Raw genomic sequence first — 26,611 nt, 5'->3', positions numbered from 1 at the left:
CGCCCCGCCGGCTGCACGGGGCAGGTCGCGCGGCAGGTCGCGGGTGAGGTCCGCCTGGAGCGGCCGGGGAGGGCTCAGAGCCGGACCACCTCGGTGACCGGCATCGCGTTGACGCTCTCGTAGCGGACCCGCGCGCCGGGGTAGGGGGCGTGCACGACGACGCCGCCGCCGGCGTACATGCCGACGTGGTGCCTGTCCCCGTAGAAGATCACCAGGTCTCCCGGTCGTGCATCGGCCAGGGCGACCCGCTGTCCCGCGCGCGCCTGGCCCTGCGAGGTCCGCGGCAGGCTCACGCCGGCCTGCCGCCAGCTCCAGTACATCAGACCCGAGCAGTCGAACGCGCCGGGCCCGCTCGCCCCGTACACGTACGGGGAGCCGATCCTGGTGACGGCGGCGGCCAGCGCGGCGGCGGCACGGTCCGAGGCCGGCGGGGCGGTGCCGAGGTCCAGCCGGTCGGTGCCCCGGGTGGCCCGCTGCTCGGCGTCCCGGGCGTCCTGGGCGGCCAGCCGGGTCCGGCCGGCCACGCCGAGGCTGTTCAGCAGCCGCTGGGCCTCGGTCAGGCGCTGCTGGATCTGCTCCTTGTTGTCGGCCAGCGCCCGGCGGGCCTCCTCCAGCTCGGCGAGCTTGGCGGTGGCCTCGCTGCGGCGCTGGTCCAGCCGGCGTTGCCGCTCGGCCACCTCGCGCAGGGTCTCGCTCTGCCGCTCGGCGACCTGGTCCAGGCTGCGGGCCCGGGACAGGTAGCCCTCCGGGTCGGAGGCGAGCATCAGCTGCGCGGTCGGGCCGATCCCGCCGGCCCGGTACTGGGCCGCGGCGACGGTGGCGAGTTCGCCGTGCAGCCGGTTGAGCTCCTCCTGGCCGGCCGCCACCTGCTGCTGGAGGGCGCCGCTCTCACCGAGCAGCCGGCGCTGGTACTCCAGTGCGGCGTTGTACTTCTCCGAGGCCTGCTCGGCCTCGTCGTAGATCTGGTCGACCTGGGCCTTGACGTCCTTGCGGTCCGGCGGTCCGTCAGGCACGCCGGGGGCGGCGAAGGCGCTGCCGCCGGCCGCAACACCCAGCGCGGTGCCGGCGGCGGCGGTGAGCACCAGCGCGCGGACCAGCGTGTGCACACCTGGCAGTGGGTGACGGCGGTGCATCGCCATGCGGCGCGGCTCCATTCCTGCGGCCGGGCCACCGCCGCCGCCCGGAGTGGGCGACCGTCCGAGCGGAGGTCCGGGGGCAGACGTTAGCGAGTCCTCGCGACCGAGTCCAAACCCCTCCCAACCCGAATATTTGACCCCCAATCGGACATCAGCTCGGGCAGCCGGAACGCCGCAGGCCCGGCCCCCGGACGAACCGGGGCCGGGCCTGCGGAAGGAGCCGGCGAAGCTGCGGCGCGGGCCGCGTCAGATCCGGACGATGGCCGAGATCGGCATCACGGTCGCGGACTCGTAGCGGACGTTCGCACCCGTGTGCGGGGCGTGGATGATCTGGCCGCCACCCACGTAGAGGCCCACGTGGGTCATGCCGCCGTAGTAGATGATGAGGTCGCCGGGCTGCGCGTCGGCGATGTTGGTGCCGATCCGCTTGCCGGCCGAGGCCTGCGCCTGCGAGGTGCGCGGCAGCGACACGTTGGCCTGGGCGTAGGCCCAGCCGGTGAAGCCCGAGCAGTCGAAGGAGTTCGGGCCGGTGGCGCCGTACACGTACGGGGCACCGAGCTTGGTCTCGGCGGCGGCGATGGCGGCGGCGGCCCGGCCGCTGGCCGGGACGCTCGAGGGCGCCGGGGTGGAGGCGGCCGCGGTCGAACCACCGCTGCTGAGCGGGCTGCGGGTGGTGTCGCGGGAGGCGCGGTCGGTCTGCGCCTTGGCGGCGTCGGCCTTCGCCTTGGCGTCCGCGGCGGCCTTGGCCTCGGCGGCCTTCAGCGCCTCGCGCTCCTGCTCGGTCAGCGTGTTGAGCAGCTGCTGCGCCTTGGCGAGCTTGCCCTGGACCTCGTCCTTGCTGGCCTTGAGCTGCTGGGTGGTGGTGTCCAGCTCGGCGAGCTTGCCCTGCGCCTCGGACTTGTCCTGGTCCAGCTTGCGCTGCTGGGCCTGGAGCTCCTTCAGCGCGTTGCTCTGCGAGTCACCGGCCTGGTTGATCGAACCGGCCTGGTTGAGGAAGTTGTCCGGGCTGGTGGAGAGCATCAGCTGGACGGTCGGCGAGATGCCGCCGTTGCGGTACTGCTCCGCCGCGATCTCGGCGAGGCCGCCCTGGAGATCGGTCACCTGGGCCTGCTGGCGCGCCACCCGGTCCTGGATCTCGCCGACCTGCTTCTGCAGGTCCTGCTGCTTGGCCTGCGCACCGTTGTAGGCCTCGGTGGCGACCTCGGCCTGCTCGTTGAGCTGGTCGACCTGCTCCTTGACCTGGTCCTTGGTCTGCACCGGGTCGGCGTGGGCGCCGGCCTGGGCGGACAGGGCCACGGCGGCGGCAGCGGCAGCAGTCATGATCGAAACTCGGGCACGACCGGCGGGCTTGGGACGACGATGGGACGCCACGAAGGCGGACTCCTTCTTCCTACGGCCGCCTACCGGGTGAGCTGACGGGTTCGGGCTGGAAGAGATGCCCTACGACGCCTCACCGGCCCGACGTCTCACGACGACCGGCCGACCTGGCGCCGATTCACCCCGAGGAACGTGGTTCCCCGGCTCCGTTCCACAGCTCCCCCGGAGGGGCTTCCCCGTCGGGCAGTTGACTGCCCGTGCTGCTTCTCGGACTCGGCGGTAACCCCCGCCGCCACCCAGGCTGGGTGATCGACTGCGCGGTGGTTCGAGGCATGACCCTAGTAACGAAACCGTGATCCGTTCAAATCGTTGTAGGAAAAAAGTTGGAACTCCACCCAAGTTCGATTGTGATTATGACCGGATGTGACCATCCGTCCACCCTGGGCTGATGGTTTTTCATCATGTGGTCGCCAGGGACCCCGGGGGCACGTGTTCCAGATCACAGCGGGATGTCGGGGCGCCCGGGCATGTCGAAGGTGGCAAACAATCAACAAATGTCCGAAATGGGCCCGTTGTCGCCCGTTCGGCAGGACCTCACCCGCTCCCGGGAGTCCCTACGGCACCGCCCGCCCCGGCGGTCCGACGCTCGCCGCGCCCGGACGCATCAGGTGACCCCCCGCACCCGGGGCCCGGCCCGCTCGGCCCGGACGGCGAGGGGGCCGGGCGCTAACCGCGCCCGGCCCGCGCCTCCCGGTGCGTCAGACCCGGCGGATGGTGTTGATCGGCATCGCGTCGGCCTTCATCACCTTGACCACGTCGCCGGTGTGCGGCGCGTGCACCACCAGCCCGTTGCCGATGTACATCCCGACGTGGTGGCGGTCGGAGCCGTAGACGACCAGGTCGCCCGGCTGGGCCTCGGCGAGCGAGGGCACGCGCACGCCGACGTTGCCCTGGGACTGCGAGGTGCGCGGCAGCGAGACGCCGGCCTGGCCGTACGCCCACACCATCAGGCCCGAGCAGTCGAAGGTGCTCGGCCCGGTGGCGCCCCAGACGTACCTGGCACCCTGCTTGCTCATCGCGTTGGCCACGGCGACACCGGCGTAACCGGCGGCCTGCGGCAGCGAGCCGAGGTCCACCCGGACGGAGTCGCGGGAGGCGCGGCCGTCGCCCTGGACCACCGAGGCGCGGTCCGCGGCGCTGAGCGAGTTCAGCAGCGCGTTCGCCTCCTGGAGCTTCTTGTTGACGTCCGCCTTGGCCTGGTTCAGGTCCCGGGTGGTCTCGTCCAGCGAGGAGAGGATTGCCGCGGCCTCGATCTTCTGCTGGTCGAGCCGGCGCTGCTGGTCCTGCAGACCCTTCAGCGCCTCCGCCTGGCTGGAGGTGGCCTGCTGGACGCTGGTCGCCTGCTGGAGGTAGCCGGACGGGTCCGAGGCGAGCATCAGCTGGACGGACGGGTCGATGCCGCCGGTGCGGTACTGCTCGCCCGCCACCTCGGCCAGGCCCGCCTGAAGGTGGGTCATCTGGTCCTGGCCCCGGGCCACCTGGTCCTGGATCTGGTCCGCCTGCTTGCGAAGCTGGTCGGCCCGCTCCTTGGCGCCGTTGTAGCGCTCGGCGGCCTGCTCCTGCTCCTCGTTGAGCTTGTCGACCTGCGCCTTCACGTCCTCCTTCTTGGAGGGCGTGGTGGGCGCGGCGTGCGCGCTCATCTGGGCGGACAGGGCGACCGCGGTCGCGGCGGCAGCGGTGAGCACGGTCACCCGCGCGCGGCTCGGCTGCTTCGGACGGCGGTGGGAGGCCAAGGACCGGCTCCTTCTTCCTGCGGGCTCACCCGAACGAGTGAGTATCCGGAAAATAGGTTTGACGCCAGACCCTAGTGAAGATCAGCGCATTCCGCCACTCCCGCAGGGCCACCAACTTGAGGCCTCGGCCGGGAATTCACCTGACCCACACACTCCCGCCGTCCAGGCCCTGACCAGCTGTCAAGGCCGGCCGCCCGGCATCCGGGCCCCGGGCCGCCCGACGCGCCGGCCCGCACCCCCCACGGGGCCCGGGACCGCCGCCCAGGCGTTCGGCCGGCAGCGGACCGGCCCGGCTCAGGCCCGGGCCAGCCGGTTGAGCAGCAGGACGGAGGCCACCGGGCGCGCGCCGGCGTTGCGCACGCCGTCCGCGACCTCCCGGTCGGTGGAGACCACCACCACCGGCCGCCCCTGCGGCTCGGCCCGCACCAGCCGGCGGATCAGCTCGTCCGCCGTCTCCCCCGTCCGGCTGAACCGCACCCTGACCCCGCGGGGCGGCGCCATGATCACCGGGACGTCGAGGTCCTGGCCGTCGAAGACGCAGGTGACCTCCGCCTGGGTGCGCTGCGCCAGCATCGCCAGCCCGCCGAGCAGCCGGATCCGCTGCTGTTCCAGCGGCAGCGAGGGGTAGCCGGTCTTGGTGACGTTGTAGCCGTCCACCACCAGATGGACCTGCGGGATCGCCAGCAGCTGGTCCAGCAGCGCCGGATCGTCCTCGGCGAGCGCCCGGCGGGCCACGTCGTGCGGCGAGGCCGAGGCCGGCTCCACCGCCTCCACCAGGTCGGCCGGGTGGATCCGGGCGACCGGCAGCGCCAGCTCCCGCTGCAGCCCCTGCGCCGACTGCAGGACGGTGTCGAGCAGCAGCCGCAGCCGCATGTCCTCCACGCTGCGCCCCTCGCGGGCCGAGCGCCGGCCGTGCTCGACCGCCGTCTCCAGTTCGGAGATCCGGTGCTTGAGCCGCCGGGCCTCGCTGTCGGCGGCGCTGCGCTCGGCGGTCGACGAGCCGCGCAGCGCCTCCAGTTCGGCGGCCAGCTTGCGGGTCTCGGCCTGCGCCCGCCGGGTGTCGCTCTCCAGCGAGCGCACCTTCTTACGCAGCGACTCCGCCTCCTTGCGCACGCTCTCCGACTCGGCGCGCTGGCGCTCGAGGTCGGTCCGCGCGGCGGCTCGCAGCTCGGCCAGTTCCGCCTGCAGCTTCTCGGCCAGCCGGGCCGACTCGGCGGCCGCGCCCTCGGCGCCGGCCCGCTCGGCGAGCTCCCCCGCCTGCTCGACCAGCCGGGCCCAGCCGTGCGGGCGCAGCAGGTAGGCGGCGGTGGCGACGTCCATCGGGTCGGCGGCGCCGGGCACGGTGCCGGCCTCCAGCGCCTTCACCAGGTCGGGCTGGCCCAGCCTCAGCCGGTCCGCTATCCGCACCCGGAACGCGGGCTCGGACTCCAGCGCGGCGGCCAGCGCCGTGGCCGCGTACTTGGCCCGCCGGGCCGGCGTGAACTTGGCGTACTGGCGGAGCGAGAGCGGCAGTTCGGCGACCGGCAGGCCGCCCAGCGCGTCGGCGGCGATACCGACCACCCGGCGGCGGACGCCCTCGGGCAGCGGGCGGTCGAGCTGCTCGACCGTCCGTGCCTCCGCGTCGTCCTCGCCCGGGGGCGCCCCGCCCTCGGCCAGGTCGGCGCCGGTGTCCGCGCCGGCCGCGGGCACGGCCGGGTCGGCGTCCGGGGCGATGTCCCCGTCCGTGGTCTCAGCACCGGCCGGGACGGCCTCGACCGCGTCCGGGGGCCGGGCGTCCACAGCGGGCGGCCGCCCCTGCGGTCCGGCGGGCTCCCTCGCTGCGTCCACCACGTCCTCGGCTCCGATCCTGTTCTGCGGAGTGCTCACGGCCGGCTGCCGCTGCCCTGAAACTCACCGCTCTCTGCAATTGTCCCTGTACGGTGCCCCACCCCGCGCCACGCCACACTCCCGCGGCTGAGGGGCGCCCGGCCCGCGAGGGGCGCCCGGGCCGCCGGGGCCCCGGGCGGTGTCCCCGGGGCCGGCCCGGCCGACCGACCCCCGGGCCGGGATGATCGGCCCCGGCCGGTGGGTCGGTCCTGCTCGGCGGGTCAGGCCTGCTCGGCGGCCTCGGCCTCGGCACCCGGGCGGTCCACCAGCTCGACCTGGTCCACCGCGTTGCACCAGCGGCAGCGCACCGACTCGACGGTCTCGGCCAGCACCTCGGTCTCCTCGACCTTGGAGTCGCCCGCCAGGTCGAAGTGCAGGTACTCGACGACCTTCGCGGTGCGGGTCACGTCGAAGCGGGTCAGATTGCCGCACAGCGTGCAGCGCCAACGGGTCTCGGCGGTCAGGGCGGGGACGGTCATCGGGGGTCCTCTCGGCAGTTCCCTGGTCTGGGCGGGAGGCGCTCCCCCCGGAGCCCGGCGTCGGCGGCGGGAGGCGGGGAATGCCCGGGCCAAGCCTATTGCCTGGGCCGTCCTCGCTCGTCACCGGTCCGGATCGCCTCCCGGTCACCCACACGCAGTACAGCGCGGTGTCGCCGCCGCGCGCCCGAGGAATGCTCCCCGGCATGGCGATCCCGGTCCTCGACCACACCGGTGCGCGGGACGGGCGTCCGGCCGTCCCCGCACCGGTCGTCACGTACGCCCTGATCGCCCTCAACACGCTGGTGTTCCTGCTCGGCCCGGCGGCCGGCCTCAACCCGCTGTTCGGCACCGGCCAGGCCCGGATCTGCGCCGAGCAGCGCTTCGAACAGCGCTGGGGGGCGGTGCCGGCAGAACTGCTGGAGCACCGTCCGCTGACGGCCGGGCGGATCGTCCAGCCGCCGGGCTGCGTGCTGGCCCCCACGCCGGGCAAGTCCCCGGCGCTCTCGGTGCTCAGCTCGCTGTTCCTGCACGCCGGCTGGCTTCACCTGCTCGGCAACATGCTGTTCCTCTACGTCTTCGGCACCGGCGTGGAGGAGCGCCTCGGGCGGGTCCGCTTCCTGCTCTTCTACCTGGCGGCCGGCGCCCTCGCCACCTACGGCTACGCGCTGGCGCAGGCGCACTCGGTTGGATCGGACCGGGTGCTGATCGGCGCCTCGGGGGCGATCGCGGCCGTGCTCGGCGGCTACCTGCGGCTGTACCCGAGGGCCCGGGTGACCACGCTGGTGCCGCTGTTCCTGTTCCTGCCGCTGCGCTTCCCCGCCTGGCTGGTGCTGGGCCTCTGGTTCGCCCTGCAGTGGTGGTCGGTGCGCTCCACCGGCCTGGACGGCGGCGGGCAGCCGCCGGGCCCGGGCAGCGTGGCGTACCTGGTGCACGTGATCGGCTTCACGGCGGGCTTCCTCTTCACCTGGGCCGCCTACCCGCGCTCGCCGTGGCGCCGCCCCCGCCTGCGCCGGACCGGCTGAGCCGGCGGCCCCGGACCGGCCCGGGGCCGCCGGGTCGCCCGATCGCCGGGCCGCGCGGGCGCACTGACGGCGGGCGGGGCGGCGGCTACGCTGGCCGCACCCCACAAAGGAGCAGCAGAGTGATCACCGCCATCGTCCTGATCAAGACCACCGTCGACCGCATCCCGGAGATCGCCGAGGCGATCACGGCCATCGAGGGTGTCAGCGAGGTCTACTCGGTGACCGGTGGGTACGACCTGGTGGCGATGGTCCGGGTGCGCCGGCACGACGACCTGGCGGACGTGATCCCCGGTCAGCTCAACAAGGTGCCGGGCGTGGAGCACACCGAGACCCAGATCGCCTTCCGTACGTACTCCCAGCACGACCTGGAGGCCGCCTTCGCCCTCGGCCTGGGCGAGTAGCCGGCGACCCACGCGGCTCAGGCGGCCGGGAGAGCCGGCCGGGCGGGTGGCCGGGCTCCCAGGCCGCCCCCGGCACCCGGCCGGACCGCTCCGGCCGGGTGGCTCCCGCGGTCAGCCGGCCCGGCGGGTGTCGGCGACGCAGCGGCCGCCCTCGCTGCGGTAGTTCCAGGCCGCGCCGTCGGTGACCAGCTCGCGGACGGCGGTCAGGAACCGGTCCAGGTGCTCGTCCGGGGTGCCGGCGCCGAAGCTGACCCGGATCGCGTTCAGACTGCGCTCGCCGGGCAGCGAGGCCTCCGGCGCGCCGCACTCGGACGGCGTGGCCTCCTCGCCACCGAGCAGGGTGCGCACCAGCGGGTGGGCACAGAACAGCCCGTCGCGCACGCCGATGCCGTACTCGGCGGAGAGCGCCGCCGAGAAGTGCGAGCTGTTCCAGCCCTGGACGACGAAGGAGAGCACGCCCACCCGGGCGGAGTCCTCACCGAACAGGCTGAGCACCTTGACCTCGGGGATCTCGGCCAGGCCGGCCTTGAGGCGGGCGATCAGCTGCTGCTCACGGGCCTCCAGCGCGTCGAAGCCGGCCTCGGTCAGCGCCCGGCAGGCCGCGGCGACGGCGTAGGCGCCGATCACGTTCGGGGAGCCGGCCTCGTGCCGGGCCGGGCCGGAGTTCCACTCGACGGCGACCGAGCCGTCCACCTCACGGGCCACGGTGCGGGTGGCGCCGCCGCCGGCCAGGTACGGCTCCGCGGCGTCCAGCCAGTCGCTGCGGCCGGCCAGCACGCCCGAGCCGAACGGCGCGTACAGCTTGTGGCCGGAGAAGGCGACCCAGTCCACGTCCAGCTCGCGGACCGAGACCCGGTGGTGCGGCGCGAGCTGGGCGGCGTCCAGGACGATCCGGGCGCCGTACCGGTGGGCGGTGCGGGCGAGCTCGGCGACCGGCCACAGCTCGCCGGTGACGTTGGAGGCGCCGGTGACGCAGAACAGCTTCGGGCCCTCGCCCGCGCCGGCCAGCGCCTCGTCCAGCGCGGCGACCGCCTCGGCGTGCGAGCGGGGGGCGCGCAGGTAGTCGACGGTCAGGCCCTCGCGGCGCCAGGGCAGCAGCGAGGCGTGGTGCTCGGTCTCGAAGACGAAGACCCGGGTGCCGGCCGGCAGCGCGCCCGCCAGCAGGTTCAGCGAGTCGGTGGTGGCGCGGGTGAAGACCACCTGGTCGCCCTCGCGCAGGTCGAGGAACTCCTCGACGGTGCGGCGGCTCTGCTCGAACAGGTCGGTGGAGAGCTGCGAGAGGTAGCCGGCGCCGCGGTGCACGCTGCCGTAGTAGGGGGCGTAGGCGGCGACGTCGTCCCAGACCCGCTGGAGCGCCGGGGAGCTGGCGGCGTAGTCGAGGGCGGCGTAGGCCACCTTCTCGCCGTTGACCAGCGGGACCTGGACGTCGTGGCCGAGGACGGCGAGCGGGGCGCAGAGATCGGTGGTCACAGACATGGGGATGCACTCCTCTGAGGTCAGGACCCCGGGAGTGCCGAAATACACCGGTGGTCCGCGCTTGCCACGCGGACGGACTGCCGCGTGACCCGGTCCTCACCCAGGGCACCCCGCCACGGACGGAGGGTTGCCGGACAGCAAGCTGGGGCTTGTCGCTGTCACTCATGACCTGGCGAAGACTCTAGGCGGCGCCCGCCTGGTGGTCAAACAGCAGTCCGGTATGTGGACGCGGACGGGCGCCGGGGCAGGGCGAAGGCCCGCGCAGCAATGCTCCGCGGGCCTCGAACGCCTGGGCGCCGGCCCGGCTGTGGCCACCTGAGCGGTCCGGCTCCCGGACGCGCGCCGACGGCTGGCCTCGGCCGGGCGAGGTGTCACTGATCGGTGGCCGGTCGCCGCCCGGGTGGTCGCCGTCCGGTCGGCGGGCCGGTCAGGGCCGGCTGCTGGCCTCGGCCCAGTGCTTCAGCAGCGACTGCGCCGCACCCGAGTCGACCGCCTCGGCGGCCCGCTCCATCCCGGCCGCGAGCTGCTCGGCCAGCGGCGCCTCGGTGAGGTCCAGCGCCACCAGCGCGGCCGCGGTGTTCAGCAGGACGGCGTCCCGGACGGGTCCGGGCTCCCCGGCCAGCAGCCGGCGCGCGACGTCCGCGTTGTAGGCGGCGTCCGCCCCGCGCAGCGCTTCGAGGCCGACCAGCTCGATGCCGACCTCGCGCGGGTCGAAGGAGGTCTCGGTGACCACGCCGCCCTGCACGATCCAGACCCGCGAGGTGGTGGAGATGGTCAGCTCGTCCAGGCCGTCGTCGCCGCGGAAGACGAGGGCGGTGGAGCCGCGCCGGGCCAGCACGCCGGCGATCAGCCCGGCCAGCCGGGTGTCGAAGCAGCCGACCGCGTGGGCGGTCACCCGGGCCGGGTTGGTGAGCGGGCCGAGGATGTTGAAGGCCGTCGGTACGCCGAGCTCGGCCCGGGCGGTGGCGGCGTGCCGCATGGCCGGGTGGAACTTCGCCGCGAAGCAGAAGGTCAGGCCGACCTCGTCGGCGATCTCGGCGACCCGCGCGGCCCGCAGGTCGAGTCTGATGCCGAGCTTCTCCAGCACGTCCGAGGAGCCGCTCGCCGAGGAGGCGGCGCGGTTGCCGTGCTTGACCACCTTGGCGCCCGCGGCGGCCGCGACGATCGCCGACATGGTGGAGATGTTGACGGTCTTGGCACGGTCACCGCCGGTGCCCACGATGTCGACGGCCGGGCCGGGGATGTGCAGCGGCTCGGCGTGCGCGTACATCGCGTCGACCAGGCCGGTGATCTCGTCGACCGTCTCGCCCTTGGCCCGCAGCGCCACCATGAAGCCGGCCACCTGCGCGGGGCTCGCCGCACCGGTCATGATCTGGTCCATCGCCCAGGCCGTGTCGTCCTGGGTGAGGTCCTCACCCCTCAGCAGCGCGGACAGGAGATCCGGCCAGACGCGGACCACCTGCACGGGGTCGTTGCCGCCGTTCGCAGGGTGCGCGTTCACCATGGCTGACTCCAGCTCTCGTCGGTGTTGCCGGAAGGGCTCCGGGGACCAGGAGGCCAGCCTATCCAGCGGCGAGGCACGGCCGCCCATGCCTTCACACCTCTTCTCTAGTACTGAGACAGCCGTACTGGAGAAGAGGTTCCAAGGAGAGCGGCACCCGAGCCGAGGCATGCTCCGGACCGCCGGCCGGGGCGGCCGCGCCGCAGCGCACGGGGAGGGACGGACACCGACGGCAACCGGCGCCCGCCCCCGGACGGCGGCGGGCGCCGGGCCGTTCGGGGGCGGGCGCCGGGACGCACCCGGCCCGACCGTCAGTGGGTGGCCGGGGTCCGGCCCGCGATCCGGTTGCGGAGCAGGGTGGCGGCGGCCTCGGCCAGCGCCACCGGATCCACCGGGTGGGAGATGGCGGCGTCGGCCCGGCTCCAGGCGGCCAGCCAGGAGTCCTGCGGCCGGCCGATCAGCACCAGCACGGGCGGGCAGCCGTAGATCTCGTCCTTGAGCTGGCGGCCCAGGCCCAGGCCGCCGGCCGGGACGGCCTCGCCGTCCAGGACGCAGAGGTCCACCCCGCCCTTCTCCAGTGCGCGGAGCACCGCGGGCGTGGTCGCGCACTCCAGGTACTCGAGCTCGGGAAGATCCGCGGCCGGGCGCCGGCCGAGGGCCGTCCGCACCTGCTCGCGGGTGTTGCGGTCATCGCTGTAGACGAGGACGGTGAGCGTCTCGTCGGTCGTGTGCGCCATGGGGCCCTGCTCCCTCAAATGTGATCCGGACCACGTCCACCTCTTCCGGATGCTACTCCCGATCACCCGCCGTGGAGCCCCTCCCGCGCGATCCCGCCGAGGAGATCGGCGGGCGGACCGGACGGCGCCGGTTCCAAGGCGCCGCGCTGAACCGTCACCCGCCCGGGGGCACCGCGTCACCCTGACGCGCACAGACCACCCGTACGGCGGACCGCTAGCCGACCCGGTGGACGGCGGAGCCCCCGACACGCAGGGCAAAGGAGTGCTCGGGGTCATCCGGCGAGCCCCCGGAGGCCCGAACAACCGTCAGAAAACGGACATAGCCGCGCCGACCGGCCCGCCGGACCCGCTCACGGCCCCCAACGGGGCATATCGCACGCACCGGACACTCCGAGGGAGACCCCCCGGCGTGAAGACGGAATAAGGGACCGACATAATGTCCGTCGTGGCGACAGCAACAGCAGTAGAAACCGGGCACGCGCACGGATCGGTCAACCGGCCGAACATGGTCAGCGTCGGAACGATCGTCTGGCTGAGTTCCGAGTTGATGTTCTTCGCGGCCCTCTTCGCGATGTACTTCACTCTCCGCTCCGTGAAGGGGCCGGAGTTCTGGAGCGAGAAGGCGCACGCGCTCAACGTGCCCTTCTCCTCCGTCAACACCACGATCCTGGTGCTCTCCTCGCTGACCTGCCAGCTCGGCGTCTTCGCCGCCGAGCGCGGTGACGTGAAGAAGCTCCGCTCGTGGTTCGTCATCACCTTCGTGATGGGCGCGATCTTCATCGGCGGCCAGATCTTCGAGTACACCGAGCTGGTCAAGAAGGACGGCCTGTCGCTGTCCTCCGACCCGTACGGCACGGTGTTCTACCTGACCACCGGCTTCCACGGTATGCACGTGACGGGCGGTCTGATCGCCTTCCTGCTGGTCCTGGGGCGCACGTACGCTGCCAAGCGCTTCACGCACGAGCAGGCCACGGCCGCCATCGTGGTGTCGTACTACTGGCACTTCGTCGACGTCGTGTGGATCGGCCTGTTCGCGACCATCTACCTGATCAAGTAACCAGCTGATCAGGTCGCTGGCCGCCGGCCGCGGGGCGCCCTCACCGAAGACGACCCTGCTGCCGGTGAACGACGCACCCACCGACCGACCGCGCGCGCAGCCCTAGACAGGCAGCCTGCCGTTCCGGCCAGACCGGCCGCCGGGCGCACCCACCAGTCGACCAGATCCTGACACCGGGGTTATTCCGTGAAAAAGCTCTCCGCACGACGGCGCCACCCACTGGCGGCGCTGGTCGTTCTACTTCTCGCCCTGGCGGCCACCGGGGGGCTGTACGCCGCGTTCGCGCCCGCCGAGAAGGCGCAGGCCGACACTGCCGCGCAGTCGCTCGCGATCGACGAGGGCAAGAAGCTCTTCGCGGTCGGCTGCTCCTCCTGCCACGGCCTCAACGGCGAGGGCAGCAGTGACGGTCCGAGCCTGGTCGGCGTCGGCTCCGCCGCGGTCGACTTCCAGGTCGCCACGGGCCGCATGCCGGCCCAGCAGCCCGGCGCCCAGGTGCCGAAGAAGAAGAACATCTACTCCCAGCACGAGATCGACCAGCTCGCGGCGTTCGTCGCGTCGCTCGGCCCGGGCCCGGTGGCGCCGACCGAGAAGCAGTACACCTCGACCAACCCGGATGACGTGGCTGCGGGCGGCGAGCTGTTCCGCACCAACTGCGCCCAGTGCCACAACTTCGCCGGCCAGGGTGGTGCCCTCACCCAGGGCAAGTACGCCCCCTCGCTGGAGGGTGTGGACGCCAAGCACATCTACGAGGCCATGCAGACCGGCCCGCAGAACATGCCCTCCTTCCCGGACACGACCATGCCCGAGGAGCAGAAGCGCCAGATCGTGGCCTTCGTCCGCCACCTCGACGAGGAGCCCAACCCCGGTGGTCTGACCCTGGGCAGCCTCGGTCCGGTGACCGAGGGTCTGTTCGGTTGGATCTTCGGTCTCGGCGTGCTCATCGCGGTCGCGATCTGGGTCGCCGCCCACACCACCAAGGCCCGGAAGTCATGAGCCACGACATGTCAGAAGACAAGCTCCCGGAGTCGCACGGCTCCGCAGGGCAGCACGAGGTCGCCACGCACGGTGACCCGTTCGCCGACCCGGGCCTGCCGGCCCACGAACCGCGTCGCACCGACATCGACGAGCGGGCGGCCAAGCGCGCCGAGCGCCAGGTCTCGCTGATGTTCGTCGTGTCGATGCTCGCCACCGTGGGCTTCATCGCCTCCTACGTGGCGATCGACGCAGACAAGATCGTCTACATCTTCCCGCTGGGCCACGTCAGCGCGCTGAACTTCGCGCTCGGCCTGACCCTCGGGGTGGCGCTGTTCTGCATCGGCGCGGGCGCGGTCCACTGGGCCCGCACGCTGATGTCGGACCACGAGCTCCCGGCGGAGCGGCACCCGATCGAGGCTGACGACGAGGTCCGCGCGGACGTCATCGAGCAGTTCAAGACCGGCGCCGCCGAGTCCGGCTTCGGCCGCCGCAAGATGATCCGCAACACCCTGATCGGCTCGATGGCGCTCGTCCCGCTGTCGGGTGTGGTGCTGCTGCGCGACCTGGGCCCGCTGCCCGAGGACAAGCTGCAGCACACCGGCTGGGACCTGGCCACGCCGGAGCACCCGCTGCCGCTGGTCAACATGAACACCAACAAGCCGATGAAGGCCGAGGACATCGTCGTCGGCTCGCTGACCTTCGCCAAGCCCGAGGGCCTGGAGGAGGACGACGAGTTCTTCCAGCAGCAGATCGCCAAGGACGCGCTGATGCTCGTCCGGATCGCCCCGGAGAACATCAAGGACAAGGACTCCGCGGAGCTCGGCTTCGAGGGCATCCTGGCCTACTCCAAGATCTGCACGCACGTCGGCTGCCCGATCAGCCTCTACGAGCAGCAGACGCACCACGCGCTGTGCCCCTGCCACCAGTCGACCTTCGACCTGGCCGACGGCGCCCGCGTGATCTTCGGCCCGGCCGGCCACCCGCTGCCGCAGCTCAAGATCACCACCAACGAAGAGGGCTTCCTGGTCGCCACCGGCGACTTCGCGGAGCCCGTCGGCCCGAGTTTCTGGGAGCGCTCATGAGTGCCGCGAACAGCGCCACCCGTGGCGCGTCCAAGCCGGCCAGCACCCGCGAAAAGCCCGCCAACAAGGCCGAGGCGGTAGCGGACTGGGCGGACGGCCGGCTGGGGATCTACTCCCTCGCCAAGGCCAACCTGCGCAAGATCTTCCCGGACCACTGGTCCTTCATGCTCGGTGAGATCTGCCTCTACACCTTCATCATCATCATCCTGACGGGCGTCTACCTGACGCTCTTCTTCAACCCGAGCATGGGCGAGGTCGTCTACCACGGCTCCTACGCCCCGCTGAACGGCATCAGGATGTCGGAGGCCTACGCCTCCACGATGGACATCAGCTTCGATGTCCGCGGCGGTCTGCTGATCCGCCAGATCCACCACTGGGCCGCGATCGTGTTCGTCGCCGCGATGCTCGTGCACATGATGCGCGTGTTCTTCACCGGCGCGTTCCGCAAGCCCCGTGAGGTCAACTGGATCTTCGGGTTCCTGCTGCTCTTCCTGGGCATGTTCGACGGCTTCATGGGCTACTCGCTGCCGGACGACCTGCTCTCCGGTACGGGCGTCCGCTTCATGGAGGGCGCGGTCCTGGCCGTCCCGCTGGTGGGCACCTACCTCCAGTTCTTCCTGTTCGGCGGGCAGTTCCCGGGCACGGAAATCATTCCGCGCTTCTTCACCATCCACATCCTGCTCATCCCGGGTGTGATGGTGGGTCTGCTGGTGGCGCACCTGATCCTGGTCTTCTACCACAAGCACACCCAGTGGGCCGGACCGGGCAAGACCGAGAAGAACGTCGTCGGCATGCCGCTGATGCCGGTCTACATGGCGAAGGCCGGTGGCTTCTTCTTCCTGGTCTTCGGCATCATCTCGGCGATGGCCGCGATCGCGACCGTCAACCCGATCTGGGCGTACGGCCCGTACCGCCCCGACCAGGTGTCGACCGACGCCCAGCCGGACTGGTACATGGGCTTCTCCGAGGGCCTGATCCGCATCATGCCGGGCTGGGAGATCCGCGCCTGGGGCCACACCCTGAACATGGGTGTGTTCGTGCCGCTGATGGTCTTCCCGCTGGTGCTGGCCGTCATCGCGGTCTACCCGTTCATCGAGTCCTGGGTCAGCGGTGACAAGCGCGAGCACCACATCCTGGACCGCCCGCGCAACGCCCCGGTCCGCACCGGCCTCGGCGCGGCCTGGATCAGCCTGTACCTGGTGCTGCTGATCGGTGGTGGCAACGACCTGATCGCGACCCACCTGCACCTGTCGATCAACGACATCACGTACTTCGTCCGGGTGGCCTTCTTCGTCCTCCCGGTGATCACCTTCGTGATCACCAAGCGCTGGTGCCTCGGCCTCCAGCGCCGTGACCGGGAGAAGGTGCTGCACGGCCGCGAGACCGGCGTCATCAAGCGCCTGCCGCACGGCGAGTTCGTCGAGATCCACGCGCAGCTCCCGCAGGACAAGCTGCACAAGCTCACCGCGCACGAGCAGCCCCTCCCGATGGAGCTGCCCGCCGAGGTGGACGAGAACGGTGTCGCCGCCAAGACCGGCGTCCTCACCAAGACCCGTGCCAAGCTCTCCCGCGGCTTCTACGGCGAAGGCAGCCAGATCGCCAAGCCGACCGCCGAGGAGCACCACGAGATCACCAGCGGCCACGGCCACCACTGATCCCGTACGCACCCCGCGTCACCCCCGAGGGCCGCTGACCAGACTTCCCTGGTCGGCGGCCCTCGGGCTTTTCCGGACCGTCCCACCTTCCGTACCGTCCCACCGCCCGTCAGGAGCCCTCGTGCAGTTGTCCGTCGACCCCGATGCCGCCACTCCCCCGTACGAGCAGATCCGGTCCCAGATCGCCGAGCAGGCCCGCAGCGGCGAGCTGCCCACCGGCCTGAAGCTGCCCACCGTACGGGCGCTGGCCGAGCGGCTCGGGCTGGCCGCGAACACCGTCGCCCGGGCCTACCGGGAGCTGGAGGCGGAGGGCGTGGTCGAGACGCACGGCCGACGCGGCACCCTGATCGCCGCCACCGGGGACACCGCCCACCGCCTCACGGCCGCCGCCGCCACCGAGTATGCGGAGCGGGCCCGCCGCCTCGGCGTCCCCCGGGCGGACGCCGAGGCGGCGGTCGCGACGGCACTGCGGATGGCCTACGAGGCCTCGTAGAGCTTTGCCGGTCGGTGCGCGGAGGCGGGCCGAGGGGGCCCCGCTGGCCCGGCTGCGGGCATGGCCCTCGATCGAGAGTGTCCTGCGTGACGATGGGGAGGCGTCGCAGCGGAGATCTTCACCCCGCTGCGACGCTCGGACCCGCAGGACGAGGGCCTCACCTGTCTGCTGCTTCAGCCCCGCCGCTCCCTCGTCCGCAGACGCCGGGACCACGGTCCCCGCTCCGCCCATCACCGCCCGATTCCTCGAGTCGGCGCAGACGTCCCGGCCGCATACCGCCGGCGCCACTGCTGACTGTGAGCCGGCCGCACATCTGATGCACGCACCAATCAAAGGCGAGGACGGCAACTCCGTACCACCCGGAGGTCCCTACAAGATCGAGTAGCTGCGCGCTGTCACCGTGGGGCCGGCCGTACTTCTACAGCTGCGGCAGGATCACCGCGGCGGTCTGACCCTGGCTGACCGGGCCGTCGGTGCTGACCGGCTTCCCGGTGGCGCTGTGCTTCACCCAGTCGTCCCAGGTGAGGTTCCAGTCGCCGAAGCCGTTGCCGAAGGGCTCCATGCCGGCGCCCTTGCTGTTGACCACCTGGACGAGGTCGCCGACCCGGGTCTGCTCGTAGAACCACTTGGCGTTCTCGGTGCTCATGCCGGTACAGCCGTGGCTGACGTTGTCGACGCCCTGGGAGGCCACCGACCAGGGCGCGGCGTGGACGTACTCGCCGCTCCAGGTGACCCGGGTGGCCCACTCGACCTGCAGGTCGTAGGACTCCGAGCTGCCGGCCGCGATCCCGATCGACTCCCCGCTCATCCGCACCGAGCGCTCCTGGCCGAGCACCACCTTGATGCCGTTGCGGGTGGAGAAGCCGGGCTTGCCGGTGGTGACCGGGATGGTGCGCACCGGCTGGCCGTTGCGGGTGAGGGTGAGCTCGTGGGTGGCGGCGTCCACCACGCTCTCGACCCGGTCGCCGGTCTTCAGCGCCAGGCTGGCCGGCGGGCCGCCGTACAGGCCGTCGGAGATCCGGACGCCTTCGCCGTCGAAGCTCAGGGCGACCGTGGCGTTGGCCGGCCAGTAGTCCTTCGGCCGGAAGTGCAGGTTCTGGTCGTCGACCCAGTACCAGGCACCGATCACGGCGGGCTGGGAGACGACCCGCAGCGCGCTCTCGACCTCCTGACGGGCGGCCGGGTCCTTGACCGCCTCGGAGAGCTTCACGGTGAGCGGCTGGCCGACGCCGTAGACGCCGCTGCCCGAGGAGTCGGGTCCGAGTTCGGCGGTGAGCAGCCGCTGCGCCGCGACGGTGCTGAAGGTGGAGCTGGTCTCGCCCCGGCCGCCCTTGCCGTCGTCGGCGGCGATCTTCACGGTGTAGCTGGTGGCGGCCTTCAGATGGCCGGTGCTCTGCCAGCTGCGCTGGTCCTCGGAGAGCTTTCCGGCGACCAGGTGCCCGTCCGGACCGCTGAGGGTGACGTCGGTGAGCCGGGTGCCGGGCTCGGCGGTCACGGTGAGGGGCTGGGAGGGGTCGAGGCCGCCGGTGGCCGAGGTGTGCACCAGCGGGGCCGCGTCCACCGTCCGGGAGGGCTCGGTGGCCTGCTCCGATCCGCCCGAGGAGCAGGCGGCCAGCGGGGTTATGCAGATGAGTGCGAGGGAGATGCTGCTGCGTATGCCTGAGGTTCCGCGCCTGCCGGTCATGCCCGCCTCCGAGGGGTCGCACGATTGTTCAGATCGTAGGAACACCGCACGGATAGCGACATCCGGAGGACCTCCCGCTGAGCCGGAGGGGTGAGCCCGCCACCCGGCGGACGCAGCAGGGCCGGGCGCCCCTTGCGGGAAGCCCGGCCCTGTGGTTGAGCGGGAGGAACCTACTGGTTCTGGTCCTCGCCCCGGTAGAACTCGAAGACCCAGCCGTACAGGCCGATCAGGATGATCGGGATCGACCAGTACAGCAGCCACCACCCGAAGATCACGCCGCAGAACGCGAGCGCGCCGCCGATCGCCAGCGAGAGCGGCTGCCAGCTGTGCGGGGCGAAGAAGCCCATCTCGCCGGCGTCGTCCGCGACCTCGGCCTCGGGGTTGTCACCCGCGCCGCTGTCCACCCGGCGGGCGGTGAAGGCGAGGTAGTACCCGATCATGGCGCAGAGGCCGGTCGCCAGGACCAGCGCGGTGGTACCGGCCGCCTCGAACCCGAGGTCGCTCTTCGAGGTCCAGATGCCGTATGTGATGGCCATCGCGAGGATGAAGACCGCGAAGCCCAGGAAGATCTTGCCCTGTTCCTTCATCAGGCGTCGCCGTCCTTCTTGCCCTTGCCCAGCTGCGGGTTGTCGTACTTGGCCGGGGTCACGCCGGCGAAGTGCTTGGCCGGCTCACCGTGCGCCTCCAGGTAGTCCAGCGCGGCGATCTCCGGGTGGTGCAGGTCGAACGCCGGGGATTCCGAGCGGATGCGCGGGAGGGTGAGGAAGTTGTGCCGCGGCGGCGGGCAGGAGGTCGCCCACTCCAGCGAGCGGCCGTAGCCCCACGGGTCGTCGACCTCGATCTTCTCACCGTACTTGGCGGTCTTCCAGACGTTGTAGAGGAACGGCAGGATCGACAGGCCGAGCAGGAAGGAGCCGATGGTGGAGACGGTGTTCAGGGTGGTGAAGCCGTCCGAGACCAGGTAGTCGGCGTAGCGGCGGGGCATGCCCTCGGCGCCGAGCCAGTGCTGGACCAGGAAGGTCGCGTGGAAGCCGATGAACAGCGTCCAGAAGGTGATCTTCCCGAGGCGCTCGTCGAGCATCTTGCCCGTCATCTTCGGCCACCAGAAGTGGAAGCCGGCGAACATCGCGAAGACGACGGTGCCGAAGACCACGTAGTGGAAGTGGGCGACGACGAAGTACGAGTCCGAGACGTGGAAGTCGATCGGCGGGGAGGCCAGCAGGACACCGGTCAGACCACCGAAGAGGAAGGTGACCAGGAAGCCGATCGTCCAGAGCATCGGGGTCTCGAAGCTCAGCGAGCCCTTCCACATGGTGCCGACCCAGTTGAAGAACTTCACACCGGTCGGGACCGCGATCAGGAAAGTCATGAAGGAGAAGAACGGCAGCAGCACCTGCCCGGTGACGTACATGTGGTGCGCCCACACCGTCACGGACAGACCGGCGATCGCGATGGTGGCCGCGATCAGGCCGGAGTAGCCGAACATCGGCTTGCGGCTGAAGACCGGGATGATCTCCGACACGATGCCGAAGAACGGCAGCGCGATGATGTAGACCTCGGGGTGACCGAAGAACCAGAACAGGTGCTGCCAGAGCAGCGCCCCGCCGTTCGCCGGGTCGAAGACGTGAGCCCCGAACTTTCGATCCGCCTCCAGCGCGAAGAGCGCGGCGGCGAGGACCGGGAAGGCCAGCAGGACGAGCACCGCGGTCAGCAGGACGTTCCAGACGAAGATCGACATCCGGAACATCGTCATGCCGGGCGCGCGCATGCAGATGATCGTGGTGATGAAGTTGACCGCGCCGAGGATGGTGCCGAAACCGGAGAAGGCCAGACCCATGATCCACATGTCGGCGCCGATGCCCGGCGAGCGGACGGCGTCGGACAGCGGCGAGTAGGCGAACCAGCCGAAGTCGGCCGCGCCCTGCGGGGTGACGAAGCCGGCCACCGCGATCGTCGAGCCGAACAGGTACAGCCAGTAGGCGAACATGTTCAGCCGCGGGAACGCCACGTCGGGCGCGCCGATCTGCAGCGGCATGATCCAGTTCGCGAAGCCCGCGAACAGCGGCGTCGCGAACATCAGCAGCATGATCGTGCCGTGCATCGTGAACGCCTGGTTGAACTGCTCGTTCGACAGGATCTGGGTCCCGGGACGAGCCAGCTCGGCGCGCATGACCAGGGCGAGGATGCCACCGATCAGGAAGAAGGCGAACGACGTCCCCAGGTACAGGGTGCCGATCGTCTTGTGGTCGGTGGTGGTCAGCCACTTGATGATGGTGGAACCCGGCTTGCGGGTGCGCTGGCCCCCGCCGACCGTGACGGCCCCGGCGCCCCCGCCGGCCGCGGCGGGCTCGTTGAGGATGGTCACTATTCTTCACTTCCCATGGTCGTGATGCCGGAGGGCACCGCGCCGGTCTGGCCCTTGGCCCGCAGGTCCGCCAGGTGCTTGTCGTAGTCCGCGCGGGACACGACCTTCACGTTGAAGAGCATCCGCGAGTGGTCGACGCCGCAGAGCTCGGCGCACTTGCCCTTGTACTCGCCGATCTGGGTCGGCGTGACCTCGAACTTGTTGACCACGCCCGGCACGACGTCCATCTTCATCAGGAAGTTGACGGGCCAGAAGTCGTGGATGACGTCGCGCGAGGTGAGGATGAACTTCACCGACTCGTTGACCGGCAGGTACAGCGTCGGCGGCTCGGCGGGCGTGCCCACCTCGTACGCCGCCGTGATGCTGGTCGGGTCGGGCTTCTCGGTGTTCTCGTAGTTGAACGCCCAGCTCCACTGGAAGCCCACCACGTTGACCGTGTGGTCGGGCTTGGCGGAGGTGGAGGTCAGCTCCGTCTCGTCGCGCGCGACGAAGTAGAAGAGCACCGACACGATGACGATGGGGACCGCGGTGTAGAGCGCCTCGATGGGCACGTTGTACCGGGTCTGCGGAGGGATCTGGATACCGGTGCGACTGCGCCGGTGGAAGATCACGCTCCAGATGATCAGACCCCACATCAGTGCGCCCACTGCCAGCGCCGCGATCCAGGAGCCCTGCCACATGTGAAGGACCAGGGGCCCTTGCTCCGTGACGGGACTCGGGAGGCCAAGCCTGGGGAGGTCGTTGGCCGAGCAGCCGGTAGCGGTCGCGATGACGAGGCCCAGTGCCAGCGCCTGAGGCAGCTTCCGCCGCATCGTGCGCCGCGGCGAGCGGTCGGAGCCGTTGGGACTCACGTAGCGCCTTCCCGAAGTCTCGCCCGCCTTCGCGTCGCTCCGAAGAGGGTGGTGACCCTCCCCGGCGACCCGTCCACGGGCACGGTTTGAATGCTTATGCGGGCCAAACCCTACTCCAGCCTTATGCGCTGCTGACGGGCAGGTCCCGGTAACGCGCCGCCCGGTCGCCCGATCAGGCCCGGCCGGGGTGGATTCCCAGGTCACGGCAGACTTTCGAGGGTCGTACGCCCGATCGGGGGACACGCCCACAGGAGGTGGGTGACGACCCGTCGGGTACGGACGAATCGGACAAAACGGGTGATCGACTGACGGGCGGTGAGACGACGGGGCGACACCGGGTCTGTAGTTGAATGACACCGTGTACTTCGACGTGGCCTCCACCGCACCGCTTCACCCGGTCGCCCGCCAGGCGTTGACCGCCGCACTGGACGAGGGCTGGGCCGACCCCGCCCGGCTCTACCGCTCGGGCCGGCAGGCCCGGATGCTGCTGGACGCCGCGCGCGGGACGGTCGCCGAGGTGCTGGGCGCCCGGGCCGACGAGGTGTCGTTCACGGCCAGCGGCACCCAGGCCCTGCAGCTGGGGATGCTCGGGGCACTGGCCGGCAACCGCCGCCGCGGCGCCCACCTGGTGCACTCCGCCGTGGAGCACTCCGCGGTGCTGCACACCGCCGAGCGGTGGGAGCGGACGCCGGCCGGGAGCGGGACGGGCGAGGTCACCGTCGTCCCGGTGGACCGGCTCGGCCGGGCCGCCCCGGCGGACTTCGCCGCCGCCCTGCGGCCCGACACCGCGCTGGCCGTCCTGCAGTCCGCCAACCACGAGGTGGGGACCGTCCAGCCGGTCGGCGAGGTCGCCGGGATCTGCGGCGACGTACCGCTGCTGGTGGACGCCGCGCAGAGCGCCGGGCGCAGCGCCGTCCCCACCGGGTGGTCCCTGCTGACCGCCAGTGCCCACAAGTGGGGCGGCCCGGCCGGCGTCGGGGTGCTCGTCGTCCGCAAGGGCGTCAGGTACGCCTCTCCGCTGCCGGCCGACGAGCGCGAGGCGGGCCGGGTGCCCGGCTTCGTGAACGTGCCGGCGATCGTGGCGGCGGCCGCCTCGCTGCGCGCCGTCCGGGCCGAGGCCGAGCGGGAGAACGCCCGGCTGCACGGGCTGGTCGAACGGATCAGGTCGCGGGTCCCGCAGGTGGTACCCGAGGTGGAGGTGGTCGGCGACCCGGTCGGGCGGCTGCCGCACCTGGTCACCTTCTCCTGCCTGTACGTGGACGGCGAGGTGCTGCTGGCCGAGCTGGACCGGGCCGGCTTCGCGGTCTCCTCCGGCTCCTCCTGCACCTCCTCCACCCTGACCCCGAGCCACGTGCTGGCCGCGATGGGGGTGCTGACCGAGGGCAACGTCCGGATCTCGCTGCCCTTCGACGCCACCGAGGCGGAGGTCGAGCGGTTCCTCGCCGTGCTGCCGGGGATCGTCGCGGGGGTACGGGCGCCGCTCGGGCTGGACCTGCCCGCCCCGGCGGGGGCCGCCCCCGTGACTCTGCGGGGCACGGCGCCGGACGCCGGCGGGACGGCCGTCCTGGTACCGGACGGCGAGGCGCCGGACGGCGAGGCCGCGAACGAGGAGGCGGCGGACGCCGGCACACCGGGGGACGCTGCCCTGGTCCTGGACGCGCTGGTCCTCGACGCGCTGGGCAAGCGGTGCCCGCTGCCGGTGATCGAGCTGGCCAAGCGGATCGGCGACGTGCCGGCCGGCGGGACGATCGCGGTGCTGGCCGACGACGAGGCGGCGCGGCTGGACATCCCGGCCTGGTGCGGGATGCGCGGCCAGGAGTACCTGGGCGAGGCCCCGGCCGCCGGCTACGGCGGCGACCGGGGTGTGGCCTACCTGGTCCGCCGCACCGCCTGACCCGCCGCACCGCCGGACCGACGGCGGGCGGGCCGGACCGGCGGCCCGGGTGGGACTACTTGACCAGGTGCGCCCGGATGTCGGCCGCCGCCTCCGCGCCGTACGCGCCCTCGAAGCGCTGCAGGAAGGCGGAGGGGCGCAGCTCGTACTCCTGGGTGCCGACGGTCTCGATCACCAGGGTGGCGAGCATGCAGCCGAGCTGGGCCGAGCGCTCCAGGTCGAGCTGCCAGGACAGGCCCGCCAGGAAGCCGGCCCGGAACGCGTCGCCCACGCCGGTCGGGTCGGTCTTGCGCTCCTCGGGGGCGCAGCCGACGGTGATGGGCGCCTCGCCCTTGCGGTCGATCCGCACGCCCTTGCTGCCCAGGGTGGTCACCCGGGTGCCGACCCGGGTGAGGATCTCCTCCGCGTCCCAGCCGGTCTTGCTCTCGATGAGCGCGGCCTCGTACTCGTTGGTGAAGAGGTACGCGGCGCCGTCCACGATCTCGCGGATGTCGTCGCCCTCCAGGCGGGCCAGCTGCTGGGAGGGGTCGGCGGCGAAGGCGTAGCCGCGGGTGCGGCACTCCTGCGTGTGGCGGACCATCGCCTGCGGGTCGTCGGCGCCGATCAGGACGAGGTCCAGGGCGCCGACCCGGTCGGCGATCGGCTTGAGCTCGATGTAACGGGCCTCGGCCATCGCGCCGGTGTAGAACGAGGCGATCTGGTTGTGGTCCTCGTCCGTGGTGCACATGAAGCGGGCGGTGTGCCGGGTCTCGGAGATGTGCACCGACTCGGTGTCCACGTTGTGGCGCTGCAGCCAGCTGCGGTACTCGGCGAAGTCCGCCCCGGTGGCGCCGACCAGGATCGGGCGCAGGCCCAGCAGACCCATGCCGAAGGAGATGTTCGCGGCGACCCCGCCCCGCCGGATGTCGAGGGTGTCGATCAGGAAGGACAGCGACACCGTGTGCAGTTGCTCGGCGACCAGTTGGTCGGCGAACCGGCCGGGGAAGGTCATCAGGTGGTCGGTGGCGATCGAGCCGGCGACGGCGATACGCACGGGGTCTCCTCAGAGTGGCGGCAGGGCCATGGGCAGCGGACGAACCTCCCCACGGTACCCGCCCGGGGCACCGCGGGTCGTCGGGATGACTGCCCTTGGCGTGAACGGGTACTACCTCCGGGTAGCTCTGGTCCCCGCCCGGCGGGCGTCCTAGGGTCGCAACAGAGGGGCCCGTCAGCGGCCCCGTCCACGTCTGCGGCACCGTCGCCGCGGCACCGTGATCGGAGCGATGACCCGATGAATTCCAGTCAGCACCCTTTGCGCGTCTCCCCCGTCCTGCGGGGCGACACCGACCCGGACACCCTGGACGAGCTGGTGAGTTCGTCCCGTCGGCTGGGCCGCTTCTGGCCGCCGTCCGCGGTCGGGGAGCAGCCGGTGGCGACCGCCGGGCCGGGCTTCGCGGTGTCGTCCGGGGCGCAGCAGCTGGTCGCCGGAATGGCCGAGTACGGGGCGTAGGACGCCCCGGTGCCGCCGGGTGCCGCCGCCGGTCGGCGCACCCGGTGGAACCGGACTCCTCCGGGGCACGTCAAACCGGCGCGGTGTCGCCGAGGAGGCGGCGCCGCCCAGCCCTCGGGAGGAAGTCAGTGAACGTTCTGCAGACGAAGGCCCGGCCGGAGCGGAGCCCGGGCACCACCCGCCTCGGCGGGCGAGGGGCGGCGGCCCTGGCCGGCGTGGCCCTGGCGTTCGCGGCGGTGGCCGGCTGCGGCGGTGGCGGCCCGGCCGCCTCCGACACCGCGGCGACGGCCTCGCCCTCCGTCACGGCGCCCTCGGACCCTTCGGCCGCCGGATCGGGGCCGGGGATCGCGCCCGGGGAGCCCGCGCCCACCCCTTCGGCACCGGATCCGCGGCCGACCGGCCCGTCCGCGGCACCGACCCCGGGCACCGGCCCGACGCCCGGCGTCGGCCCGGACGGCCCGCAGCCCACCGGCCCGGGGATCGCCCCCGGGGAGCCCGCGCCCGTCCCGGGCGGCCGGCAGACCATCGGGTACCAGCTGAGCGGGAACCGGCTGACGGTGCTCTTCTACGGCGGCATCTGCGAGAAGTACGGGCTGAAGGCGGACGAGTCCCAGCCCGGCCGGGTGACCGTCCGGATCGTGGTGGCCGCCCCGATGCCCTCGGGCACGGCCTGCGCGGCGGTGGCCAAGCGCCAGGCGGTGACGACCGACCTCAAGGGCCCGCTGATGGGCCGCGCCGTGGTGGACGCCGCCACCGGCGCCGAGGTGCCGCTGGAGGCAGAGGTCGCGGGCGGGCCGCCGGTACCGGCCGACAGGTAGCGGACACCTGCCCGCCGCCGGAACGGCGGCGGGCATGACGAAGGCGGCCCCGGGAGAACTCCCGGGGCCGCCTTCGTGGTGCTGCTAGCTGAACGAGTCGCCGCAGGCGCAGGAGCCGGTGGCGTTCGGGTTGTCGATCGTGAAGCCCTGCTTCTCGATGGTGTCCACGAAGTCCACGGTGGCGCCGCCGAGGTACGGGGCGCTCATCCGGTCAGTGACGACCTTGACGCCGTCGAAGTCCTTGAGAACGTCGCCGTCGAGCGAGCGCTCGTCGAAGAAGAGCTGGTAACGGAGGCCGGAGCAGCCACCGGGCTGGACGGCGACGCGAAGCGCCAGGTCCTCGCGGCCTTCCTGCTCCAGCAGGCCCTTGACCTTGGCCGCGGCGGCATCGGTAAGGAGCAGACCACTCTCGACGGTGGTCTCGTCCTGGACGGTCATCTGCTTACTCCCGGTCGTTGACGACGATCTGCCGCCAGTACCAACCAGCGGCCACCCGGATTCATTTCCCCGGGCGGTGGTT

Annotated in this window: 24 protein-coding genes and 2 riboswitches; of the genes, 10 read left to right on the top strand and 14 right to left on the bottom strand. The window is 72.0% G+C overall.

All coding sequences use genetic code 11. The features are described 5' to 3' along the window. Positions 1-74: 74 nt before the first annotated feature. The 5 genes from OG689_RS29695 to OG689_RS29675 form a co-directional block, all read right to left on the bottom strand. The gene (locus OG689_RS29695) at positions 75-1,139 is read right to left on the bottom strand and encodes an NlpC/P60 family protein (protein ID WP_266323930.1); all 1,065 of its coding nucleotides are present in this window, start codon (positions 1,137-1,139) and stop codon (positions 75-77) included. Between the two features lie 243 nt (positions 1,140-1,382). Further along, on the bottom strand, positions 1,383-2,456 hold the full coding sequence (locus tag OG689_RS29690; RefSeq protein ID WP_323189335.1) for an NlpC/P60 family protein: 1,074 nt from the start codon (positions 2,454-2,456) through the stop codon (positions 1,383-1,385). 61 nt (positions 2,457-2,517) lie between these two features. Then, positions 2,518-2,694: riboswitch (cyclic di-AMP (ydaO/yuaA leader) on the bottom strand. 517 nt (positions 2,695-3,211) lie between these two features. After that, positions 3,212-4,246 carry an NlpC/P60 family protein gene (locus tag OG689_RS29685; protein ID WP_266323928.1) on the bottom strand — a complete coding sequence of 345 codons (1,035 nt, stop codon included), beginning with the start codon at positions 4,244-4,246 and terminating at the stop codon, positions 3,212-3,214. A 294-nt stretch (positions 4,247-4,540) separates the two neighbouring features. Continuing rightward, the gene (locus OG689_RS29680) at positions 4,541-5,902 is read right to left on the bottom strand and encodes an NYN domain-containing protein (RefSeq protein ID WP_266327507.1); all 1,362 of its coding nucleotides are present in this window, start codon (positions 5,900-5,902) and stop codon (positions 4,541-4,543) included. 431 nt (positions 5,903-6,333) lie between these two features. Further along, positions 6,334-6,591: a hypothetical protein gene (locus OG689_RS29675; RefSeq protein WP_266323927.1), complete on the bottom strand. Its 258-nt coding sequence runs from the start codon at positions 6,589-6,591 to the stop codon at positions 6,334-6,336. A 203-nt stretch (positions 6,592-6,794) separates the two neighbouring features. On the opposite strand from OG689_RS29675, the gene OG689_RS29670 reads away from it, so the two are divergent. Both OG689_RS29670 and OG689_RS29665 read left to right on the top strand, forming a co-directional pair. Continuing rightward, positions 6,795-7,613, top strand: a complete 819-nt coding sequence (locus tag OG689_RS29670) for a rhomboid family intramembrane serine protease (protein WP_266323926.1) — start codon at positions 6,795-6,797, stop codon at positions 7,611-7,613. A gap of 119 nt (positions 7,614-7,732) precedes the next feature. Then, on the top strand, positions 7,733-8,014 hold the full coding sequence (locus OG689_RS29665; protein ID WP_266323925.1) for an Lrp/AsnC ligand binding domain-containing protein: 282 nt from the start codon (positions 7,733-7,735) through the stop codon (positions 8,012-8,014). A gap of 111 nt (positions 8,015-8,125) precedes the next feature. Here OG689_RS29665 and OG689_RS29660 read toward each other — a convergent pair whose 3' ends face one another. The 3 genes from OG689_RS29660 to OG689_RS29650 form a co-directional block, all read right to left on the bottom strand. Continuing rightward, complete coding sequence (locus OG689_RS29660; protein WP_266323924.1) at positions 8,126-9,490, bottom strand: aminotransferase class V-fold PLP-dependent enzyme; 1,365 nt, start codon at positions 9,488-9,490, stop codon at positions 8,126-8,128. A 52-nt stretch (positions 9,491-9,542) separates the two neighbouring features. Further along, positions 9,543-9,660: riboswitch (SAM riboswitch) on the bottom strand. A 257-nt stretch (positions 9,661-9,917) separates the two neighbouring features. Further along, positions 9,918-10,994, bottom strand: a complete 1,077-nt coding sequence (gene trpD / locus OG689_RS29655) for an anthranilate phosphoribosyltransferase (RefSeq protein ID WP_266323923.1) — start codon at positions 10,992-10,994, stop codon at positions 9,918-9,920. Positions 10,995-11,302: 308 nt separating this feature from the next. Further along, positions 11,303-11,728 (bottom strand): hypothetical protein, encoded by a 426-nt coding sequence (locus tag OG689_RS29650; RefSeq protein ID WP_266323922.1) that lies wholly within the window; start codon positions 11,726-11,728, stop codon positions 11,303-11,305. 436 nt (positions 11,729-12,164) lie between these two features. Here OG689_RS29650 and OG689_RS29645 point away from each other — a divergent pair, with 436 nt between their 5' ends. From OG689_RS29645 to OG689_RS29625, 5 genes are all read left to right on the top strand, one after another. Continuing rightward, a complete protein-coding gene (locus OG689_RS29645; protein ID WP_266323921.1) occupies positions 12,165-12,785 on the top strand; it encodes a heme-copper oxidase subunit III in 621 nt (206 codons plus the stop codon). 186 nt (positions 12,786-12,971) lie between these two features. Next, positions 12,972-13,778 (top strand): c-type cytochrome, encoded by an 807-nt coding sequence (locus OG689_RS29640; protein WP_266323920.1) that lies wholly within the window; start codon positions 12,972-12,974, stop codon positions 13,776-13,778. An 8-nt stretch (positions 13,779-13,786) separates the two neighbouring features. After that, positions 13,787-14,842: a Rieske 2Fe-2S domain-containing protein gene (locus OG689_RS29635; RefSeq protein WP_266323919.1), complete on the top strand. Its 1,056-nt coding sequence runs from the start codon at positions 13,787-13,789 to the stop codon at positions 14,840-14,842. Further along, positions 14,839-16,497 (top strand): ubiquinol-cytochrome c reductase cytochrome b subunit, encoded by a 1,659-nt coding sequence (locus tag OG689_RS29630; RefSeq protein ID WP_266323918.1) that lies wholly within the window; start codon positions 14,839-14,841, stop codon positions 16,495-16,497. Before OG689_RS29635 ends, OG689_RS29630 begins: the two co-directional genes overlap by 4 nt. Positions 16,498-16,618: 121 nt before the next feature. Continuing rightward, positions 16,619-16,990: a GntR family transcriptional regulator gene (locus OG689_RS29625; protein WP_266323917.1), complete on the top strand. Its 372-nt coding sequence runs from the start codon at positions 16,619-16,621 to the stop codon at positions 16,988-16,990. Positions 16,991-17,408: 418 nt separating this feature from the next. Here OG689_RS29625 and OG689_RS29620 read toward each other — a convergent pair whose 3' ends face one another. From OG689_RS29620 to coxB, 4 genes are all read right to left on the bottom strand, one after another. Then, the gene (locus tag OG689_RS29620) at positions 17,409-18,674 is read right to left on the bottom strand and encodes an Ig-like domain-containing protein (RefSeq protein WP_266323916.1); all 1,266 of its coding nucleotides are present in this window, start codon (positions 18,672-18,674) and stop codon (positions 17,409-17,411) included. A 170-nt stretch (positions 18,675-18,844) separates the two neighbouring features. Then, positions 18,845-19,261, bottom strand: a complete 417-nt coding sequence (locus OG689_RS29615) for a cytochrome c oxidase subunit 4 (RefSeq protein WP_266323915.1) — start codon at positions 19,259-19,261, stop codon at positions 18,845-18,847. Further along, the gene (gene ctaD / locus OG689_RS29610; RefSeq protein WP_266327505.1) at positions 19,261-20,946 is read right to left on the bottom strand and encodes a cytochrome c oxidase subunit I; all 1,686 of its coding nucleotides are present in this window, start codon (positions 20,944-20,946) and stop codon (positions 19,261-19,263) included. Before ctaD ends, OG689_RS29615 begins: the two co-directional genes overlap by 1 nt. A 92-nt stretch (positions 20,947-21,038) precedes the next feature. Continuing rightward, positions 21,039-21,890 carry a cytochrome c oxidase subunit II gene (gene coxB / locus OG689_RS29605; RefSeq protein WP_266323914.1) on the bottom strand — a complete coding sequence of 284 codons (852 nt, stop codon included), beginning with the start codon at positions 21,888-21,890 and terminating at the stop codon, positions 21,039-21,041. A gap of 358 nt (positions 21,891-22,248) precedes the next feature. Between coxB and OG689_RS29600 the strand changes: the two genes are divergently transcribed. After that, on the top strand, positions 22,249-23,784 hold the full coding sequence (locus tag OG689_RS29600) for a cysteine desulfurase/sulfurtransferase TusA family protein (RefSeq protein ID WP_266323913.1): 1,536 nt from the start codon (positions 22,249-22,251) through the stop codon (positions 23,782-23,784). Between the two features lie 55 nt (positions 23,785-23,839). Here OG689_RS29600 and OG689_RS29595 read toward each other — a convergent pair whose 3' ends face one another. Further along, positions 23,840-24,817 carry a carbohydrate kinase family protein gene (locus tag OG689_RS29595; RefSeq protein ID WP_266323912.1) on the bottom strand — a complete coding sequence of 326 codons (978 nt, stop codon included), beginning with the start codon at positions 24,815-24,817 and terminating at the stop codon, positions 23,840-23,842. Between the two features lie 237 nt (positions 24,818-25,054). Between OG689_RS29595 and OG689_RS29590 the strand changes: the two genes are divergently transcribed. After that, complete coding sequence (locus tag OG689_RS29590) at positions 25,055-25,273, top strand: hypothetical protein (RefSeq protein WP_266323911.1); 219 nt, start codon at positions 25,055-25,057, stop codon at positions 25,271-25,273. Between the two features lie 128 nt (positions 25,274-25,401). Beyond that, a complete protein-coding gene (locus OG689_RS29585; RefSeq protein ID WP_266323910.1) occupies positions 25,402-26,091 on the top strand; it encodes a hypothetical protein in 690 nt (229 codons plus the stop codon). A gap of 84 nt (positions 26,092-26,175) precedes the next feature. On the opposite strand, the gene erpA is transcribed toward OG689_RS29585, so the two are convergent. Next, complete coding sequence (gene erpA, locus OG689_RS29580) at positions 26,176-26,529, bottom strand: iron-sulfur cluster insertion protein ErpA (RefSeq protein ID WP_266323909.1); 354 nt, start codon at positions 26,527-26,529, stop codon at positions 26,176-26,178. Positions 26,530-26,611: the final 82 nt, after the last annotated feature.

Source organism: Kitasatospora sp. NBC_00240 (genome assembly GCF_026342405.1).
GTDB lineage: Bacteria > Actinomycetota > Actinomycetes > Streptomycetales > Streptomycetaceae > Kitasatospora.
This window is presented reverse-complemented; position numbering and strand designations above follow the sequence as displayed.

Excerpts from the sequence above, each read along its gene's own strand:
- erpA (WP_266323909.1), bottom strand. The coding sequence starts at position 26,529 with ATGACCGTCCAGGACGAGACCACCGTCGAGAGTGGTCTGCTCCTTACC.
- OG689_RS29635 (WP_266323919.1), top strand. The coding sequence starts at position 13,787 with ATGTCAGAAGACAAGCTCCCGGAGTCGCACGGCTCCGCAGGGCAGCAC.
- OG689_RS29615 (WP_266323915.1), bottom strand. The coding sequence starts at position 19,261 with ATGAAGGAACAGGGCAAGATCTTCCTGGGCTTCGCGGTCTTCATCCTC.
- OG689_RS29660 (WP_266323924.1), bottom strand. The coding sequence starts at position 9,490 with ATGTCTGTGACCACCGATCTCTGCGCCCCGCTCGCCGTCCTCGGCCAC.
- trpD (WP_266323923.1), bottom strand. The coding sequence starts at position 10,994 with ATGGTGAACGCGCACCCTGCGAACGGCGGCAACGACCCCGTGCAGGTG.
- OG689_RS29695 (WP_266323930.1), bottom strand. The coding sequence starts at position 1,139 with ATGGCGATGCACCGCCGTCACCCACTGCCAGGTGTGCACACGCTGGTC.
- OG689_RS29620 (WP_266323916.1), bottom strand. The coding sequence starts at position 18,674 with ATGACCGGCAGGCGCGGAACCTCAGGCATACGCAGCAGCATCTCCCTC.
- OG689_RS29630 (WP_266323918.1), top strand. The coding sequence starts at position 14,839 with ATGAGTGCCGCGAACAGCGCCACCCGTGGCGCGTCCAAGCCGGCCAGC.
- OG689_RS29690 (WP_323189335.1), bottom strand. The coding sequence starts at position 2,456 with ATGACTGCTGCCGCTGCCGCCGCCGTGGCCCTGTCCGCCCAGGCCGGC.
- OG689_RS29590 (WP_266323911.1), top strand. The coding sequence starts at position 25,055 with ATGAATTCCAGTCAGCACCCTTTGCGCGTCTCCCCCGTCCTGCGGGGC.
- OG689_RS29650 (WP_266323922.1), bottom strand. The coding sequence starts at position 11,728 with ATGGCGCACACGACCGACGAGACGCTCACCGTCCTCGTCTACAGCGAT.
- OG689_RS29670 (WP_266323926.1), top strand. The coding sequence starts at position 6,795 with ATGGCGATCCCGGTCCTCGACCACACCGGTGCGCGGGACGGGCGTCCG.
- OG689_RS29675 (WP_266323927.1), bottom strand. The coding sequence starts at position 6,591 with ATGACCGTCCCCGCCCTGACCGCCGAGACCCGTTGGCGCTGCACGCTG.
- OG689_RS29645 (WP_266323921.1), top strand. The coding sequence starts at position 12,165 with ATGTCCGTCGTGGCGACAGCAACAGCAGTAGAAACCGGGCACGCGCAC.